Annotated in this window: 10 protein-coding genes and 4 pseudogenes; 3 read left to right on the top strand and 11 right to left on the bottom strand. The window is 58.9% G+C overall.

The genetic code is table 11. The features are described 5' to 3' along the window. Window positions 1-347 precede the first annotated feature (347 nt). Window positions 348-1,544, top strand: a pseudogene (locus HAP54_RS13950) (arylsulfatase); the annotation flags it as partial. A gap of 328 nt (window positions 1,545-1,872) precedes the next feature. On the opposite strand, the pseudogene HAP54_RS13955 reads toward HAP54_RS13950, so the two are convergent. Next, window positions 1,873-2,770 (bottom strand): annotated as a pseudogene (locus HAP54_RS13955) (IS3 family transposase); the annotation flags it as partial. A gap of 652 nt (window positions 2,771-3,422) precedes the next feature. Continuing rightward, window positions 3,423-4,091: a tetratricopeptide repeat protein gene (locus tag HAP54_RS13960; RefSeq protein WP_166300747.1), complete on the bottom strand. Its 669-nt coding sequence runs from the start codon at window positions 4,089-4,091 to the stop codon at window positions 3,423-3,425. A 138-nt stretch (window positions 4,092-4,229) separates the two neighbouring features. On the opposite strand from HAP54_RS13960, the pseudogene HAP54_RS52800 reads away from it, so the two are divergent. Next, window positions 4,230-4,431 (top strand): annotated as a pseudogene (locus HAP54_RS52800) (IS5/IS1182 family transposase); the annotation flags it as partial. Between the two features lie 254 nt (window positions 4,432-4,685). Here HAP54_RS52800 and HAP54_RS13970 read toward each other — a convergent pair. From HAP54_RS13970 to HAP54_RS13995, 6 genes and pseudogenes are all read right to left on the bottom strand, one after another. Next, window positions 4,686-6,371 carry a recombinase family protein gene (locus tag HAP54_RS13970; protein ID WP_166300749.1) on the bottom strand — a complete coding sequence of 562 codons (1,686 nt, stop codon included), beginning with the start codon at window positions 6,369-6,371 and terminating at the stop codon, window positions 4,686-4,688. Then, window positions 6,364-6,939, bottom strand: coding sequence for a DUF2924 domain-containing protein (locus HAP54_RS13975; RefSeq protein ID WP_176422247.1), 576 nt, complete (start codon window positions 6,937-6,939; stop codon window positions 6,364-6,366). Before HAP54_RS13975 ends, HAP54_RS13970 begins: the two co-directional genes overlap by 8 nt. Then, window positions 6,939-7,361, bottom strand: coding sequence for a DUF3489 domain-containing protein (locus HAP54_RS13980; RefSeq protein WP_339156841.1), 423 nt, complete (start codon window positions 7,359-7,361; stop codon window positions 6,939-6,941). The genes HAP54_RS13975 and HAP54_RS13980 overlap by 1 nt, the downstream gene beginning before the upstream one ends. A gap of 84 nt (window positions 7,362-7,445) precedes the next feature. Next, on the bottom strand, window positions 7,446-7,781 hold the full coding sequence (locus HAP54_RS13985) for a hypothetical protein (RefSeq protein ID WP_166300758.1): 336 nt from the start codon (window positions 7,779-7,781) through the stop codon (window positions 7,446-7,448). Window positions 7,782-7,832: 51 nt separating this feature from the next. After that, a pseudogene (locus HAP54_RS13990) lies at window positions 7,833-8,365 on the bottom strand (transposase); the annotation flags it as partial. A gap of 620 nt (window positions 8,366-8,985) precedes the next feature. After that, entirely contained in the window at window positions 8,986-10,665 is a 1,680-nt protein-coding gene (locus HAP54_RS13995; protein ID WP_166300761.1) for a winged helix-turn-helix domain-containing tetratricopeptide repeat protein, read from the bottom strand. A 92-nt stretch (window positions 10,666-10,757) separates the two neighbouring features. Between HAP54_RS13995 and HAP54_RS14000 the strand changes: the two genes are divergently transcribed. Continuing rightward, window positions 10,758-12,521: an amidohydrolase gene (locus HAP54_RS14000; RefSeq protein WP_166300764.1), complete on the top strand. Its 1,764-nt coding sequence runs from the start codon at window positions 10,758-10,760 to the stop codon at window positions 12,519-12,521. 429 nt (window positions 12,522-12,950) lie between these two features. Here the strand turns inward: HAP54_RS14000 and HAP54_RS14005 are convergent, their stop codons facing one another. From HAP54_RS14005 to HAP54_RS14015, 3 genes are all read right to left on the bottom strand, one after another. Continuing rightward, a complete protein-coding gene (locus HAP54_RS14005; RefSeq protein ID WP_166300766.1) occupies window positions 12,951-13,334 on the bottom strand; it encodes a YybH family protein in 384 nt (127 codons plus the stop codon). A 225-nt stretch (window positions 13,335-13,559) separates the two neighbouring features. Then, window positions 13,560-14,894 carry an IS1182 family transposase gene (locus tag HAP54_RS14010; RefSeq protein WP_166202952.1) on the bottom strand — a complete coding sequence of 445 codons (1,335 nt, stop codon included), beginning with the start codon at window positions 14,892-14,894 and terminating at the stop codon, window positions 13,560-13,562. 464 nt (window positions 14,895-15,358) lie between these two features. Then, entirely contained in the window at window positions 15,359-16,147 is a 789-nt protein-coding gene (locus HAP54_RS14015; RefSeq protein ID WP_166300769.1) for a DUF4097 family beta strand repeat-containing protein, read from the bottom strand. Window positions 16,148-16,254 lie beyond the last annotated feature (107 nt).

The following is a 16,254-nucleotide window of genomic DNA, read 5'->3' on the forward strand; positions in this document are numbered from 1 at the left end:
CGGGCGACCGCACCGCGCGATCATGCCGCGGCCCTCACCGGACGGTTACTCCAGATCGGACCGCGACGATCCCTTACCAACGCTGTGCGCCCACAGAGGTCCGCCTTTGGCACCCTTATCGAAAGTGCTGGCCCTCAGGTGGGATGTCCGCTGTTGCTGGAAGATCGGAAGTGGTGGGCGGAGGCGCGAACCGCCGTGATAGACCCAACCCGGACATGTTGATCTAGATCAACTGGGCTGCGCTATGGATGTGACCTTTATCAAAAATTCGTGGGCATAGCTGCGTGGCCCGTCGCACGCAGCACAACGGTTTGCTGGCGTCGATTGCCGCCGTGACCCTGACGGCGATGCCTGCATTGGCGCAGGCACCGCCGCAGAAGCCCAACATCGTCGTTATCATGGGTGACGACATCGGCATGTGGAACATCGGCGCCTATCACCGTGGCTTGATGGCGGGGAGGACACCAACCTCGACAAGATCGCGAAGGAAGGCATGTTGTTCACAGACTATTACGCCGAAGCAAGTTGCACGGCGGGTCGCGCGAACTTCATCACCGGGGAGCTGCCGATCCGCACCGGCATGACGACAGTCGGGCAGGCCGGCGCATCGGTCGGCCTACCGGCAGAAGCGGTGACCATCGCGACGGTGTTGAAGTCGATGGGCTATGCCACCGGACAGTTCGGCAAGAATCACCTTGGCGACAAGAACGAGTTTCTGCCTACCGTCCACGGCTTTGCTGAATTCTTCGGCTATCTCTATCACCTCGACGCGATGGAAGATCCGGCGCATCCCAACGATCCGCAGAACCTGCTTAATGTAGTGGGGCCGCGCAACTGTCCACAGCTACGCCACCGACAAGGACGATGCGACCGAGATGCCGCGCTGGGGCAAAATCGGCAAGCAGAGGATCGAGGATGCCGGTCCGCTCTATCCCAAGCGCATGGAGACGGTCGACGACGAAATCCGCGACCTCGCCATCAATTTCATGGACAAGGCCAAGAAGGACAACAAGCCGTTCTTCGTCTGGCTCAACCCGACGCGCATGCATATCGTCACTCATCTCTCTCCAAAGTACGAAGCGCTGCGTAATGCAGAGACCGGCTGGTCGGAAGAAGAAGCCGGCATGGCCCAGCTCGATGACGACATCGGTCTGGTGATGAAAAAGCTTAAGGATATGGGTGTCGATGACAATACTATCGTCGTTTTCACCACCGACAACGGCACGGAAGTCTTCACTTGGCCCGATGGCGGCCAGACACCGTTCGCGCAATCTAAGGGAACGGTGATGGAGGGTGGCTTCCGCGTGCCGGCGATGATTCGCTGGCCCGGCAAGGTACCGGCCGACACGGTCCAGAACGGGCTGTTCTCCGGACTCGACTGGTTACCGACCTTCGCGGCCGCAGCTGGCAATCCAAACATCACCGAAGAACTTCTGAAGGGTAAGGAGATCGGTGGCCAGACCTACAAGAACCACCTCGATGGCTACAACCAGCTAGATCTTCTTACCGGCAAAGGGCCGTCTGCCCGTCACGAAATCTTCTACCTAGCCCGTCTTATTCGTCAGAGGGCGCCTGAGAGGCTGGCGAGCGTGGTGTAAAGCGCTGAAGCGGCGTAGGCTTCGGTTGCAAAGCCAACCCCATCACCTTCAGCCGCGAACAGTGAAGTGGACCCTTTGCTGAGGACCACCGGGTCCGGTTCTTAAGTGGAGCTGCTGCCGTTCGTTCTTCCCAATACTTTACGCTACTCTTGCTTGCTGCTGTTGTGGCTGTGGGCAACGCGTAGCGTTGTCCAAGCTTCTCGCTTGCGAGAAGCGTCATATCCACAGCCTCTTCGCCGAATGCGCCGGTGACACCGGCCCGCCAGACCGCCATCGGCGCGCGATTTTCCAGCGCCTGGTGGGGGCGCTGGAAATTGTAAAACTCGATCCATCGGGCGATTCCGGCTTTGGCCTCGTGGCGATCCGAATGACCCTTGCGATAGATGTCCTCGTATTTGAGCGAGCGCCACAGCCGCTCGATGAACACGCTGTCCATCCAGCGGCCGCGACCGTCCATCGAGATCCTGATGACGCTGGCGGCCAGCGTGCCGGTGAAGGCCGCGCTGGTGAACTGGCTGCCCTGGTCGGTATTGAAGATCTCAGGCCGGCCGAGGCGCGCCAAGGCCTCTTCGAGCGCAGATACGCAGAACGATGTGTCCATCGTGTTCGAAAGGCGCCAGGCCAGTACCGCACGGCTCGCCCAATCGATGATCGCCACCAGATATAGAAAGCCCTGGCCGATCGGCACATAGGTGATATCGGCCGCCCACACTTGATTTGGCCGGTCGATCACCATGTGGCGCAGGAGATACGGGAAGATCTTGTGTCCCGGCGCCGGCTTTGTGGTTCTGGGTTTTGGTCCCAGCGCCGCGATGCCCATCTTGCGCATCAACCGCTGCACGCACTTGCGATTGATCCGCCGGCCTTCGCCATTGAGCATCGCCGTCATCCGCCATTGAGCATCGCCGTCATCCGCCGCGAGCCCAGGAACGGCCAGGCCGTGAACAGCTGGTCGATCCGTCGCATCAGCTCAAGGTCGTTGTCATTGGCCGGCCGCGGCGGCCTATACGCTCGATCGCGCAACGCTCAGCCGTTGGCATTGCCGGCGGATCGATAGACTCTCATGATCGCGCTGAAGCAATCCTCGGCGATCCGGCGCGCTCATCTTCCGGACCTCCTAAGAAATCTCGCTCGACCGTCAATTGTCCGATCTTCGCGTGGAGCTTCTCTACATAAGGCCCACGCTGCTTTGGATCGACGTGGGATTCGCGATCTCATTCTCTTGGTCTATTGCATTGCTTTGGGCTGGTGTGCCGATGCTGCTGCCCACACTCCCCTACGTCGCACCCGTTTCGCAATTCTGCATCGCAGTGGCCCTTGCATACCGCGTAACAGATGTGGCGGAGGACCTTTGGCTGTCGAAATTGTTTTCGCAAACCTCGACGATTACGAAGACCGAAGCCGAAGTTGCTTGCAGGTTGACGCAGATTGAAACTCTTGACGATCTCTCTGAGTCTGGCAGGCGGACTGATATTCATGCTTCTTTCGTCTGTCTTTCCAACCCGAAACCGTGCGCCTTGATGCGCTGTATGCCTACGCTTCGGGCAATGGCTGCCCGACCCATTAAACGCGCCACGAGATTACGTCGCGAGCGATATTCCATAACAGTGGGTATGCGCATCTCAGTTGCGGAGACGACGCCGCTGCCTCAGTCCCCTGTCGGATAGGCAATGAGGTCGCCAATGCGACCGATCGAAATGCGCGCGGCAGCGCCCCCGGCGACTCACTGAGTGATGTCTCGTTTGCATCGTGGCAGTTACGCTCGTTCGCGGACGCGACTACGCCTATTAAGCGAAATTCCTGAAGAGTGGCGATCATTCACCTTCAGTGACAGGGCAGCGTTGGAACAATGTTGCAGCGTATCAAGGCATACATTTTCTCAGATGATAACTTCTGAGCCTGCTCAATCTGAGCGGGCGCCATGAAGCGAGCAATTTGGTCTCGGTGCTTAACCGCCACTGAGTCACCTGACGGCGCCGCAGCGAGGGCGAACCACATGTAGGTCTTTATGTAGTCCCGTCGGACGCCCTCACCATTCTGGTACAAGACTCCAAGGTTGTCTTGGGCTTTGGTGTCGCCATAATTTGCAGCCAACAAGAACCACTGCCCCGCCGCGTGGTAATTCATCGGTCCACCTAGGCCGAACGCATGCATCACACCTAGATTAACTGCGGCCTTGGTTTGTCCTCGTTCAGAGGCGACGCGATACCACTGTCGTGCTCTGGCGTAATTTTTTGGACCACCCCGGCCATCCTGGTAAATCCGGCCCAGATAATAAGGTGCTTCAGGATCGCCTTGGGAAGCGGCCACAGAAAGCCATCGCACTGCTTGCTGATACTGTCCCGGGATTCCATGCCCTTCATCGTACATCAGGCCAAGCTGCAGCTGTGCAATGCGATCCCCCTGATTGGACAGCTCGCTGTAGATGCGCTCTGCATTTCGGAGATCACCGTTGTCATGAGCGGTCTTGGCTTCTTCGAGCGAGCCCGCCACCACTACTTCCGCGGTTATCACTAATAGCACTACTGTTAAACAGGCGCGCATACCGATAAGTCCTGCTGCGATCCAATGTAGTCCGAAAAGAGCCGCTCCGCCAATGGCGATCAACAGTCTGTAAGGGCACTACAGGGCACTGCCAATCGGCAGAAGGGGATCGAAGGCGCCAAGGACCTTCCACCGGAAACCGCAGGCCGAGCGATCAATGAGCATCTGGCTGTCCTCGACGATGCCGCTTTCGGAGCGTCGAGCGAAGTCATCCCAAAGTTCATGTCGCCCTCCGACCTGGCGGCGCGCTGGACCGGCGCGCGGTGGCCGGGCCTTCTTCGTCTACGCTCGCGGAATGCCTGCGCGAGCTGATGTCGAAGCCGAAACTCAACACCACCTCCACGGAGGGTCCACGCCAGGTCGCACGGCTCATTGGAGGTTCATCCAGGCCGAACATGCAGCCGAACTCTTTCGGTTGCGCGATGATCCTTAGGGGGCACGGATGGCGTCGGCCGGCGCCAAACGCGGTCTCGCCGACTAATATGATGCGGCGCAGCCGGGTGGTACCGCGAAGGATGACCGGAATAATCGTATGTTCTCTCGTCACGAGTCGGCCCATAGGGGGGCGACGGTGCGGGTGCGCATCTTGTTACGACCCAAGACAGTAGCGGCCGGATCTCCATCCAAGATCTGTTGCACTTGCTTGGGGGGCAGCCAAGCTAAGTGGATCAGGTTGCTGACGTAGTTGTCCGTTATGTTTTCCCGCGCGGCAATTTGAGCCATGGATTGGGCTTTCCCTGTCCGTAGCTGCTCGAACCAACTACGTGCTCGCGCGATAGCCTTCACAAGAACAGAGTCAGCTTGTGGGCGACGATAGTCGTCGATCAGGAATTTGGTCGAGCCGGCACGAGCCGTCCCTACGAACGGAACCTCGAGCGAAATATCGCGCTCCTCCCCGTGCGGGGAAGGAGGTTCTGAAGCGTTGTTGGATAGAGCGATGCACAATTGGCTCGAGCTGAGGTTGATTTTTAGGCTCGTCTTCCCGACGATCACGCGCGAAACCAAGTCCGAGACGATGGCCATCTTCCGCTCTGAATGCTCGGAAGCAATCACTTGGGCAAGCTGTTTTGCAGTCCTGATTGCTGCACGAATTTCTGCGACACGGTAACCGCTTCCTAGGAAACTCGAGATTTGCGCGCTCTCTGTGAGAAAGTCATATAGGCGTCCGAGCACAATATCGTCAGCTTGCGCTGCCGGAACTCTAAGTTGATCCGGTTCTTCAGATGATAGAGATCGACCCCGGCGATTGGGGGTAGCGTAATATCGATACCGTTTGCCGTTCTTACTCGTGTGGCTCGAGGCGAGACGGTTACCAGCGTCGTCGTACATGAGTCCTATCAGCAAGTTCGGACTCTTGGCGTTCGATCGCGATCGTCTCTTATGGCCGTTCGCGCTGAGCTGGGCCTGAACGGCATCCCAGGTCGTCGGGGAGATGAGTGCCGGATGCTGTCCCGGATGACGAGCACCCTTATGCACGATCTCTCCCAGATAAAGGGGGTTGGAGAGGATTTTGTAGATATGACCGCGAGCGAAGGGGAGATTGCCAATAGCCCGCCCCCGCTGAATCGAGTAAGGCTTTGTGCGGAGATCGAGGCGAGCCAGCTCGTTCTGAACGTTCCTGACGTTCTTAAATTTGAGAAATAGATCAAAGATCGTGCGCACAGTCTGGGCCTCAAGATCATTGACCTTGAGAGTGCGGTCCATGCGGTCATAGCCGAGAGGGACCCAGCCTCCCATCCACATGCCCTTCTTTTTCGAGGCGGTGATCTTGTCGCGAATCCGTTCGCCGGTTAGTTCGCGCTCGAACTGAGCAAAGGATAGCAACACATTTAGCGTAAGGCGCCCCATCGAGCTCGTCGTGTTGAATTGTTGGGTTACTGAAACGAACGAGACGCTGGCAGCGTCGAACACGTCGACAATCTTTGCGAAGTCCGCAAGCGAGCGGGTGAGGCGGTCGACCTTATAAACGACGACGATGTCGACCGACCCCGTCTCTACATCAGCAAGGAGCTGCTTCAAGGCCGGACGATCCATCGAACCGCCCGAGTAGCCACCATCGTCGTAAACCGTGCTGAGCGCAGTCCAGCCATCGTGCCTCTGGCTGTTGATATAGGCCTCGCAGGCGTCTCGCTGCGCATGCAACGAATTGAAGTCCTGTTCCAGACCTTCTTCGGATGACTTGCGCGTATAGACGGCGCACCGCCTTTGCCTCGGAACTAAGCTACGCACGGCGCCGACCTCGCGATTTCAGCGATGGAGCTGAGCGAGCATTATTTTCAGCCTGACTTTCTTTGGCGCATGAATCCCGACGGGAACCGGCAGCATTCTTATTTCCGGGTGTCGCGCGCTTGACTCCAAAGAAGGTGTAGCCGTTCCAATTGGTTCCGGTGATCTGTCGAGCTATTGCCGAAAGTGATTTGTAGGTTTGTCCTTTCCATTCAAAACCTTCGGGCGTGGCGGTTACGGTGTGGGTCTCCTTCTGCCACTGTCGGATCATCTGGGTGCCGGGCTGAATCCACCTTGCAGCCCCAGCGGCGCTTGCGTCGCGGCGGTGAACAGCAGTCGCGATCTCTCTAAGGCGGCGCTTTGCAGAACTCGAAAGGTCGCCAAAGGCGTCGACCTGCATCTGGTAGGCGACGGCTTGCGCCAGAAACCTACGACGAAGCGAAATAGGAGCGGTGTTGCCGAACAGCTCCCTCCAACGCATTCGAAGTTCGCCCAGGCTGAGATCGGGCAAGCGCCTAATCTCAGCCTTGAGAGCTTCATATTGAGAGGATTTTTGGTCCATGGCGTTCATCAGCGGGCGCGGCGAGCCTTTGCGACTCCCGCGGGGCTGATCCGATAGAATCTGGTGTCTTTTACTTTCTCGGATGTCAGTGGCAGCTTCAGCCTTTTGCGCACCGTTCCCGCCAAAAAGCCCCGCACCGAGTGCGGCTGCCATCCGGTCGCCCTGACGAGAGCATCGAGCGTGGCGCCCTCCGGTCGCCTAAGCAATGTGATGATATTGTCCTGTTTGGATCGTGTCGCCGGCTTGTGAGTGCGTTGGCTGGCAGACGTCACCTTTGAAGTCTTTCCCGGCGCACGTGGCGAGGAGCGATTGCGAACCTTAGTCACTGGTTTCGACTGAGGGGCGTGTGCGGTCTTCTCACTGTTGTTCGTCGATTTATCCAAACTAGTTGGCTGAACGTTTGAGGGCTTCATGGAAACCTCCTTGGGCATTCCGGCATCATCGCCGGCACGACCCTGACCCCGCCAACGCGCTGAGCGCTGCGGGGGGAAGCTCGCTGAAGCCTGATCTTGAAGCTAACTATCCCTGCAGATGCGGTTGATCAGGCTCACGGCATTTAACAGGGTGGTTGCCTCGTAGAGCGGCTGCTCGATATCCAGCGAAATCTCAACCGGCTTATCGCAAAAGCCCGCGCCCGCGCAGGCATCAGCCGCGCGCGCAATTCCGGCCGCCTTATACGAGTGCGAATTTCTGTCAGATCCGTCCGGACGGCTGTTTCGTCGGCTTGTGCATCCATTGGCGTGTTCTCCTGTCACGCCATGGATGCTTGCTATGCCGTAGAAGTCGAGTGCAAAAACGAGCAACGATGTTGCTCTGTTCGGGCAATCCGGATCATTTGCGGATACCTTCAAGTCAGAGTTTCTGGCGAACGCTTTCAGGCGACAAACGTCGTTCTATAGACATCGACAAGCGGATCTGTTGAGCCCCTGGATCGCCGCATGCAGCAGCTTGGCATCGGTCGGAAAGGTGATGGCCTTCGGCTGCACCGTGGTGTCGACCGTGACCCGCTCAAGGTCCTTGCCGCGTAACGCGCCGACGTCGTGCGCCACCCGCAGGCTCTCGGCCAATAGCAGTTCCAGTCTGTCGCCGAGCCGCTTGCGCCAATGGCTCAGGTCCGAGCGCTCGTGCGGGAATGCGTGCTGGAAGAACTCTTCGCCAGTGAAGTACTGGAAATACGGGTCGTGGACCCAGCGTTCGCATACCCCCTCATCGGACAGCCCGTAAAATGTGCTTGAGCAAACAGTCCGATCACGAAGCGGGTCTCAATCCCCGGCCGGCCGTTCTCGCTGTAGAGCGGCGCGATCTCGCCGTCGATCCAGTCCCAATCGATCTTGCCGGTGAGCCGGACCAGCTCGTGCTTCAGATTGATGATCTGGTCGAGCCGCGCCCGGAAAAGATCGTTCGCTCCCGTCGTTTTGTGCTTCTTCGGCCGCATCGCGCCCTCCGATGCGGACAGGGAATCATGCTTCGCCCGTCGAGGGAATCTGGAGGGTTCTGTGAGGTCGCGCTCACGCGAGGGCGCGGCAGGCGCTTATGACGCGACCTCATTGAAGCCGGATTGAACGAAGGCGCGGGAGGCTATTCGCGGTTTTGCAGCTATGGGGATTGTTCGAGATCGCCATGCCCGATCTGCTGGCTCGGCGCGTGAGGCAGAGACACAGGAGTGCGCATCCTGGAAGAGTTGAGATCAGACGCGCTTCGCCTGAGATCGCGATAGGCTTTTTGCTGCATCGGACGGTTGTTGTCGCGCAGTGTGACAGCACGGATTCGACATCGTCCGCGATGATCGAGACGCTGGGAGCGAAATGACGAATGATGATCGTCGTGCACGACATGACTTGGCTCACGATGTGTCGCATCGTTCCGATGCCCAAAACACCAAAACCTTGCAATCTCAGAACGTCATTCCAGCCAAATTACGATTCCAGATCAGTCGCCTGGAAGCTTCTTAACGGGCGACGAAGTAAGTGCCAAAGCCGGAAATGACGCTCTGATGCGCTATCTTTCGGGGAACTAGCCGGCCCGTGTTCGCCCTTCAGCGCGTTCACCGAGCGCCTACTGCTCCGGCATTCCAGCCTTGCTTAGCCCGCTCTTAAATCGCAGATGGAATTTCAGAAACGCGGGATTCTCGTCTGGCACGTAGTCCCACTGCGCGACCGTTCGGGTCCTCGTCGCAGGCAGCGCAAGGTATCGTGCCAGCGTCGCGCGGGCCTCAGCGTCCTGGCCCGTGAGCGCCAAGACCGATGTCAACGCAGCAAGAATCGTGGGAATTTCGGGAGACGCGGCCGCTGCGCGGCGCAGCCACACTAGAGCTTCATCGTCATGTTCCATGACGAGATACGCCCAGCCCTTGAGTAGCAGGAAAATTGAAGTCTCAGGATCACGCGGACTTAGGCGGATGCCGTGATCCACGTATTCAAGCATCTTGCTGGGCTCGGCGAGAAAGAAGTACTGCAACGCTAATGTTCTGTACGCGCCCGCGTAACTGGGGTTCAACGCTAGGCAACGTTCGGCAGCAACAACGGCATCTCGCACGTGATGCGTTCCTTCCAGCACCACGGCCTTCACGCAGTGCGCCGCGTAATATCCGGCATCGATGTCGAGCGCACGGTTGACGAGCCCGTCTGCCCGCTGCAAGTCGCTTGCGGGGTTCGGGCTCTGTACCCGGGACACTCGCGAGCTGTAATATCTCGCGAGCTGGATCAACGCACGCACGTTGCGCGGATCAATGCCCAGCGCCCGCTCACACAGATCGTAATTTGGTGTAGCGACCGCGCCGCCGTGATTATACGAGGCGCCCTCGCACCGCATCGCCAGATCCTCAGCGTCAAGGTTCGCGACAGGGGTGCCTATCGCGCGCCGGGCCTCTGCCTGAACGAGTTCGACGTGAAGCGCGCTCGCGAGTCGCGTGACAATGTCGTCCTGCGTCTGTAGGAGCGCGGCACGATGCACATCGAACTTATCGGACCATAATGTCTTCGCGCTCTGCGTATCGACTAGCCTCGCATTAATGCGTACCGATCCGTCGCTGCGCAGCACGCTGCCCTCAAGCGCGTAACTGACGCCGAGATCCGAGCCCAATTGCTTGATGTCGACGGGCTTGCCCTTGAGGGTGAAAGCACTGCTGGAGGAAATGACAGTCGAACCACGCAGTTGCGTCAAAGCCGTCGTCAGCTCGTCGGTGATAATGTCACCTAAATAATCCTGCGCCGGGTCCGCACTCAAATTCAAAAACGGCAGAACGATCAGCGACAGCCGCGGAGGTAACGCGGCTGGCCGCCAGAACGCGGTGGACCAAACCACTCCGGCCATCGCGAGAACCGCGGCAAGGCCGAGTAGTGGCAACACCCAGCCCGTTCGTCGAGCCTCAGTCTTGTGTTCCGGCACCCCGTCAGCCGGCGGCAGCGGGACCGCGTGCTCGTCCAGCAGGGTGACAGGTCCAGCAAAGACATATCCCCGTTTCGACACCGTCTTGATCATAGTCTGGTCAGAGTCCTCGAGCGCGGCCCGCACCTCGCTGATGCACCGCGTGAGCGAATCGTCCGTGACGATCACGTCGGGCCAGATCTTGGACAGCAACTCGTCCTTGGTCACGAGGCGGCCCGCATGGGTGACCAGATAATGCAGCAACGCGAAGCTCTTGGGACGCAATGACACGTCGGCGCCATTGCGGCGCAGGCCCCCCAGCGAGACATCGAGCGTGGATTTGCCGATCAGGTACCGCTCCGCCGACATCTGGATGTTGTTCCTTGCGAGCTGGCTTCGGCCGAAACGGCCGGAAATCGCAGCGCTTCAGCGTAGTTTCGGCAATTCTTCAGCGTTCTTTCATGACGCGCAAGACCCGCGAAGGCACCTTCAAGCCGCGTAAATCGGACAGTCGAGGGCGGGCCGGAGCCTGCCCCGATTTGGCGAGGGAGAATGTCATGAGGATTGTGTCTGTCAGTGGGACGATGAGCCGCCTCGCGGCGTGTGTCGAGGTGGTATCGATCCTCCTCGTGAGTTCCGCCGCTCTCGCCGCCCCTCAACTGGTCCTGGTCAACGCCAAGGTCTTCACAGCAGATCCGGCGCTACCATACGCACAGGCCGTCGCGATCGAAGATCGTCGTATCCTCGCCGTCGGCAGCAACGAACAGGTCCGCGCGTTAACCGGACCGAATACCCGCATCCTCGACGCGGGCGGCCGTCTGGTGACACCGGGCCTCACCGAAGCTCATGTTCATCTCGGAGTTGCGTTGCCGACGCCGCCTATAGCCATGCCGAACCTGCCATTCCCTGGTCCGAACGCAGAGCAGGCCCTGGCCGCGGTCGAACAGGCGGCGAAGACGCGCACCGACTGGGTCACCGCTTATATCGGTCCGCTGATCGCGCGTGACCGCCGCAACTGGCGCAAGGCATTGGATGCCGTCGCCCCGAACACGCCGGTGTTCTTCCGAGCTTTCTGGGGCCACACCAGCATCGTCAATAGCGAGGGACTTCGCCGGCTCGGCATTTACAAAGAGATCATCGATCCGCTCGGCGGTTGGTGGGGCCGCGACGAAGCCGGAGATCTCGACGGCCGGGCCTACGAGGCAGCCGAGACGATTACGCCGCGCATCCGTCCCGCCACCGCGGAAAGTCTCGCCATCTCACTCGGCGAAGCGCAGCAACGCTATGCGCGCTGGGGAGTCACTTCGATTCACCTGATGAACAACGACAAGTCTCTGGAGGTCACGCTTACTGCGCTTGCAATTGCGAAGCCGCTGCAAAAGTGGACGGTTTATTCCTGGGGCACCTGGGAAACCCAACGCATCCCAGAGGCGTGGGCGGCAATTGATCGGGTCGAAAAGCAAACGCTGCCTAAGGTCCGCGTCGAAGGACCGAAATGGATCGTGGACGGCACACCGATCGAACAGAATTCCCTGCAGCGCAGCGCTTATGTCGATCGCCCCGGATGGCACGGGCGATCGAACTTCACCGACGAGCAATTGCGGGAGATTTTGCAGCTCGCATTGGCGCGGCCGACACAGCTTGCGCTTCACGTCGTCGGCGACGCCGAAACGGACCGCGTGCTGAAGTTGATGGAGCAGGTTGCTCCCGTCGCAATTTGGCGCGCCAAGCGGGTTCGAACTGAACATGGCGACGGCATCGGGCGTGACGTGTTTGAAAAGGCGGCGCGACTGGGTCTGGTCGTGATCCAGAATCCAACCCACCTGGCAATTCCGCCGATCGCGGGAAAGAAAATGCTCGATCATGAGATCGTGCTCAAGGGTTTTGTTAACGCCGGCATTCCGTTGGCGCTCGGCTCTGACGGCGGCGTAGCCGAACAGAATCCTTTTCTCAATTTGATGTTGGCTGTCCTGGTTCCCAGCGATCCCTCCGAAGCACTGACGCGCGAACAGGCATTGACGGCCTATACTTCCGGTGGCGCCTATGCGGAGGTCCAGGACCAGCACAAAGGACGGCTTGCACCTGGCTTTGCTGCCGATCTGGCTGTGCTTTCTCAAGACGTTTTGACCGTCCCGACGTCTCGGCTGCCCGCCACGACCAGTCTGTTGACGATAGTAGATGGCGAGGTGATCTTTGAAGATGCGATGCTGACATCACCCCACTAGTCGGCATGCCCTCTTGGGATCAAAAGCCGACTTGGTCCGAACGACCGCTTCTGGCAAAGCGGACATCCGGCTGACGCGATGGGTTAAGAGGCGACATAGCGTCGCATGAATAAATGGAAAAATTCCACCAACTGGGGCGGCCTCATTGCTTTGTTATCTGGGTATGCGCCGGTTGATCGCATGCCCCGCAGAAGAAGGTGTTACAGAATTCCAAGCGGCTCATTCTAAAGTCCGCAGGAATGGCCTCCAGCCTAAATCAAAGGCTCCCTTTTTGGCCTTCGAAAGACGGGCAGCCCCTGACATTCCACAGTTCGGGCATGAAACTAGCTCGGTCCACTGATCGCTGCCTTGCATCGTGTAGACTCTTTCACTGGCGATAAAGCGCGCGGCGCGACGGTTGTTTGATCGGTGCCGCTTTACCCCCTGGCTCTAGCTCGCCGGCATGCCATTCCAGATGTCGCGATGCAGGCGCCACTGGCCGTCGCGAGATCTGAGCCAAACGACAAGATACTTTGCCTTTGCCTGCCCAGAGCCGAGTGTCAGGTCGGCTTCGCCAATCTCGTAGGCGACGTCGCCGGCGACCTCGAGGTCGACCGTCTTAAGCATGATGTCGGTCAGCCCGAGTGCGTTCGCCGCCGAACGCCAAAATTCCTCGATCGCCTTCCTCCCCGACACAATTGGCGCATCCGGCGGCAGAACTTTTGCATCTTCGGTATAGAACGCAGCCATACCGACATAGTCCTTGCGCGCCGCGGCTGCACCAAAGCTGCGATTTCCCTCGGCAATTACTTTTCGAACTTCATCAGTATTCATGACAATACTCCCACTGAAGCTGCGTCAAACGCTTTCCCCGTACCGAAGAAGCCATCAGTATGGCCTCGTTTGGTTTTGATGGCCGCCACCAAGGGCGGGGCTTACGTTTGTCTCAAGGAACGCGAAGAGGGTACAGCCTACTCCTTTCCCGGCTCGACAGCCACGCGCGCTAGGAGCCCGTCCAGATATGTTTTCGTGACGGGCATTTGTTGTAGAGTAGCAGGCTCAGGCTGCGTTTGCGAGGTTGAACAGCTTGAGGAGGTTATGGACGGTGCAGATCATTGTCCACTCGGCGCGCACTTTCTCGATGCCCCGCAACAGGAACTGGCGGAAGCCTCTTGCCTGTTTGATCTGTCCGAACACCGGCTCCACCACTTGCTTTCGCAATCGGTAGGGTGTTTCGAAGCCGCCATCGTCGATCTTCTTTCGCATGGCCTGTGTCAGCGGGCCGCCGACTTTTCCGTTCGCTACTGTCGGGTGCTTGGCGCGTCCGGGCGCGACATAGCCATCGATGCTGCGTGTGTCGAGCGCTTCGAGATTGGCTTCGCTGCAGTAGCCGGAATCCGCTGAGGCCTGCCGCGGCTTGCGGCCAAGATTGCTCTCGATGGCCTCGATCAGGGGCACCAACTGGCCCTGATCGCTGCCGTGCTGGGTCAGTTCTTGCGCGACAATGATCTGGGCATGTGCATCGACGGCCGCCTGGGCATTATAGGCCTGAACGAAGCCATCCTTCGACTTCATGATGCGGCTTTCCGGATCGGTGAAGTTGCGTTGCGCCTTGGGATTGGGTTCCTCCGATGGCAGCGCCGCCGGTTTGCCCGGCTTCTTGCGGCCTTCGGCCTGGCGCTGCTGTTCCTTTTCGGCCTCGATGCGGCGCTCTTCCTCCGCCGCCAGTTTGGCGTCCGCTTCCAGCGCCGCCATCGCTTGCTGGATCTTCGCCAGCCGTTTCTGCTTGTCGACGGTCCAGTCCGGCAGTTCGTCGCTGTTGCCGAAAGTCTCATCCTCCGAGGCATCCGCCGCCTCGGCGGCCGCCAGCATGCGAGCGACCTCGGCCTTCAATTCCGCCTCGCGCTTCTTCATGCGCTCATAACTCATCGCCTTGTGTTTCGACGCGTTCGCCTTGATCTTCGTACCATCCAGCGCGACATGACCGAGCTTGACCAGCCCGGCCGTCTCGCACAACTTCAGAACCTGCACGAATAGCGCGCCGAGCGCCTTCAAATGTCGCTTGCGAAAGTCGCTGATCGTCCGAAAATCCGGCGCATCCAGCGCCACGATCATCACAAAATCGTTCCGCTCCCGGCAGGCCTTGGCAATCCGACGCGACGAATACAGCCCACTCGCATAGCTATGCAGCAGCAGCGCCACCATCATCCGCGGATCAAACGGCGGCTGCCCAAGCCCGCTCACATAGCTGCCCATGATCTCCCTGAGATCGAGGCTCTCCCGCACCAGATCAACCATAAACCGCGAGACATGGCCTTTCGGCACGAAGTCCTGCACATTCGGCGGCAGAAGCAGCGTCTGATCGATGTTCCAAGGCCGAAAATACTTGCTCATCGCCCAATGTTGAATCAGACCCGACCAGATTTGAACAGCGACTATCCAGACAAGCTCCTAGGCGGCCACTCGCTGCTCGCGGTCCAGCTGATGGAGCGCCTGCGGCAGCTGTCGCTGGCGGTTGTGGCCGTTATCTGAACAGTCAAGCTGTCTCACCGGCTGATAGTGGGTCAGTTTGAATTTCGCCAATGCGCCAGGAATGGACATTCCGCGCGAAGGTTCATGCCGAGGCTTACGCGTGCGGCCTGAGAATGGTCGAGGGCCCTCCGGCCGCGCGCGGCGGCGGCGTCAGCGACGAAACAGTTCGCCGACGAGCGGCATCGAAATTCTCGAATAAGATGTGCCACGCCCGCGGGAACCGGGAATTTCTCACAACGAGATATACGCCGACGATGGGCAGGCGTCATCTCGGTTGGGCTTCGCCCATCTTCCGCGACGCCGCCGCGATTCAGTTTCTCGAAGGCTCATCGGATGGTTATATTGCCTCCTGAAGTGACCGCTGAAATTTTTCCTCCGGCTGCGCCATGGATCGAGACATCATAAGACCCTTGTTGGTCATAACCGCCTGGATATAATACGCTATCTATATGCACGTTCCCTCCTGAAGTGCACGCATGCAACTGGAAGCTCGCCGAATCCGGCACTTGAACCGATATGTTGCCGCCGCTTGTCTGGAGCGTCGCGACGGGCTGCGGGTCGAGGAGTTCCACCGTGATATCTCCGCCTGACGTTCGGGCATTGGGTATACTTCCTGAAACAGAATACAAATCGATATTCCCTCCAGAGGAGTTTGCGTTTATTCGACCGCCGACTCTGCCGACTCTACCGGCCGAACCTACGGTAATTTGTCCGCCACTCGTGTGAAGCGTCAGGTCGGCGGCTCCCTCGCCGATCTCGATTGTACCACCGCTGGTCTGTGCATCGACGGTCGCATCGGCCTTATCCAAGGAGATCAAACCGCCGCTCGTCTTGATCGTCAACGGCGAGTTGGCGGGAACGTCCAGTTGCAGGTCGATGATTGTCGACGGCCGCCGATTTTGTATGCTGCAGTTGATCACAGCATCCCCGTTCGTCTGGATTTCGACTGTCACGAAGCTGGCGTCTCCGGGCCGCAACCGCCAGCTTACCGTCAGCTCGTTTGTCGGTTGTGAATAAATTGTTATATTTGCCGAAGCCGCAAGCACGCTGATTTTGGCTCCCTGTGGCAAAGATACGCTTTTCGGCACGTTTTGAGGGACGTCGATGGTCGTCATGATCATACCTCCAAAGATAGAATCGACCGACATTTTCTGTTCGACGATATTGTTCGAAAATTCGAGGGCGCGTATTCGACCGCCCCCGATCGACGTCGACGCCGCGC

Origin of the sequence: Bradyrhizobium sp. 2S1 (genome assembly GCF_011516625.5) — a bacterium.
GTDB classification, from domain to species: Bacteria; Pseudomonadota; Alphaproteobacteria; order Rhizobiales; family Xanthobacteraceae; genus Bradyrhizobium; species Bradyrhizobium septentrionale.

What these genes read in the sequence shown, in the direction of transcription:
- HAP54_RS13995 (WP_166300761.1), bottom strand. Translation starts at nt 10,665, where the DNA reads ATGTCGGCGGAGCGGTACCTGATCGGCAAATCCACGCTCGATGTCTCG.
- HAP54_RS14015 (WP_166300769.1), bottom strand. Translation starts at nt 16,147, where the DNA reads ATGACGACCATCGACGTCCCTCAAAACGTGCCGAAAAGCGTATCTTTG.
- HAP54_RS13980 (WP_339156841.1), bottom strand. Translation starts at nt 7,361, where the DNA reads ATGCCCAAGGAGGTTTCCATGAAGCCCTCAAACGTTCAGCCAACTAGT.
- HAP54_RS14005 (WP_166300766.1), bottom strand. Translation starts at nt 13,334, where the DNA reads ATGAATACTGATGAAGTTCGAAAAGTAATTGCCGAGGGAAATCGCAGC.
- HAP54_RS14000 (WP_166300764.1), top strand. Translation starts at nt 10,758, where the DNA reads ATGACGCGCAAGACCCGCGAAGGCACCTTCAAGCCGCGTAAATCGGAC.
- HAP54_RS13975 (WP_176422247.1), bottom strand. Translation starts at nt 6,939, where the DNA reads ATGAACGCCATGGACCAAAAATCCTCTCAATATGAAGCTCTCAAGGCT.
- HAP54_RS14010 (WP_166202952.1), bottom strand. Translation starts at nt 14,894, where the DNA reads ATGAGCAAGTATTTTCGGCCTTGGAACATCGATCAGACGCTGCTTCTG.